Raw genomic sequence first — 1,962 nt, 5'->3', positions numbered from 1 at the left:
CGCCTGGCTGAAAGGATTTCGGGCGATTCGTACCCGTTATGTTTGCCAGTTGCAAAACTACTTGGCACTGATTCAGCTGGCTTGCGCAGAAATCTTATTCCGAAAACTCCAAGAAACCTAAAGGTAATGCAAATTCTGTTCCGGATATCCTCTTAACCCATGCAAACCGTTAAAAATCTGGTAATTCGTTATTCGGAGCGCAAACCAAGTTGAGACTGGTGTATTCACTATAAAAAAACTTTGGTGCGGGCGAAGGGTTTGCTTTTGTGCTATTAGCGACTAATCGGTATAAGTAAAGAATTACAACCATTAACGCGGACATTGCCATGAGCATATTTTTGAGATTAGCAGAACAATAGCAGCTATGCCGGTAGTGCTTGGCTCTATTATAGCCGACCCACCAGTCTGGTGAGTTTACTGTTTGCCATTCATCCCAAGGCTTTAACGGCGCAGGGAAGCCGGGTACTAGTATTTCGGCTTTATGTATATTCGGAAACCTACTGTAAACGGTTACTTTATAGTCGCTAATTCTCCCGCTGAAAATGGTCTCGTCATGATAATTTGTAGCCGGGTCGATCTCCTTACATAGGACTCTTAATGCGGAGTCGATTTCGGCGCAGGCAAGTTGCAGAATCTTGAAAAGCTCCATGGAGTGAATACTGTAGTTCTGGTCACAAATCTCAATGTAGTTTTTCAAAATTTCGACGTCTCGCTCCAGCGATAAGAAGTATCTCCAATGAAACTGGATCTCTTCAATATTCATTAGTGGGTCTCAATATAACTTTGCCACTGATAGCACAACGTCAAATCTAAGCTCCCCATACTGCGCTGCGATGACGCCAAACGAAAGCGCCGAGGTATGTGGGCAGTATGGGGTCGGGCTTGAGGTGCGTGTTAGGCGATTTTATGTTTCAGGAAAATCCCGATGACAAAGAAAACGTATTCTGTCCCGGCTTGTTCCTTTACGGTGGTGACTGACAGAAAACGCTCTTGGCTTCCTTGGATTTGGAAATCCAAGTATGGCCACAATTCTGGCACTTGCAACGAAAAGCATCGTCGCTGAGCTTTTCAATAATTTCTACTTGCCTAAAACTATCATTGGAGCATTTGCCTCGCGCAACGTGATGCCCATAATTGTCTCTGCACTTACTACAGTATATCTTTTCCGACATTTACTGGGGTAACTCCAGCACTTTTAAGGTGCGCAAAAACAACATTCTAAATCAATCGTTTGGAACGACAGGTGCACGGACCGCCGCTGCCAATTCCTACTTCTGGCAGAGCTGGTCTTCATGAAATCAGCCACTTAAGACCGGACACGTAACGGCACCTTAAACGGGCTGCTGGGGTAACTCCTATCGTTGAAATAACTTGAAAAAAGACGAGCCTAGGTAAATGCGAGAATCATTGCGTTCACCGTGCTTATACTTTAGGCGATGCAAGCCTTAATGTTGCTTATTCTGGGCACGTTCTTTATGGGGCCTTTATCTTTCGGCCCTTGCCATTGTATTTATTGTCTTGAAAGTGCGGATTAACTGTTGTGTAGCTTGTTCTTGTGTTAATCCTGGAAACTGAGTTGCTACCATCTCCATAGTCTCATTAACTTTAGCAACGGCTTGTTCTGCACCTTCTTCTCGGGCCACACCAACGAGAAATTTCGTAATTTCTGGATGTAAATGCATGAAATTTATACCATGCCGCGCCAATACTGTTGTTAATTCTTGCTGAAGTTGTCTGTACTCGGAAGCGTTTGATGCCCACTGCTTGAAAAATCCGATCATTGTTGTCTCCTTAAAATGTTGCAGGTACAGAAGATAGCCCAACGCCAAACTAACCCGACCGCCCAAAGTGCGACAGCACTTTGGGCGGTCGGGTTTAGTGCCGTGTTGGACGAAGCCGCTGCGCGGAGAAAGTCCATGCGGCGGCGTGGCGCTTAGAATGTAACCTCATGCCCTCGGTTAC

2 protein-coding genes are annotated in these 1,962 nt (G+C 45.4%); both read right to left on the bottom strand.

Annotated elements, in window-relative coordinates; translation table 11 throughout:
* Positions 1-169 precede the first annotated feature (169 nt).
* Complete coding sequence (locus G3480_RS26340) at positions 170-763, bottom strand: hypothetical protein (RefSeq protein ID WP_164657161.1); 594 nt, start codon at positions 761-763, stop codon at positions 170-172.
* Between the two features lie 721 nt (positions 764-1,484).
* Positions 1,485-1,781: a hypothetical protein gene (locus G3480_RS26335; protein ID WP_164657160.1), complete on the bottom strand. Its 297-nt coding sequence runs from the start codon at positions 1,779-1,781 to the stop codon at positions 1,485-1,487.
* Between the last annotated feature and the right edge of the window lie 181 nt (positions 1,782-1,962).

Source organism: Thiorhodococcus mannitoliphagus (assembly GCF_010915725.1).
GTDB lineage: Bacteria > Pseudomonadota > Gammaproteobacteria > Chromatiales > Chromatiaceae > Thiorhodococcus > Thiorhodococcus mannitoliphagus.
The sequence above is the reverse complement of the archived record's forward strand: the minus strand, read 5'-3'. Positions and strand labels throughout refer to the sequence as shown.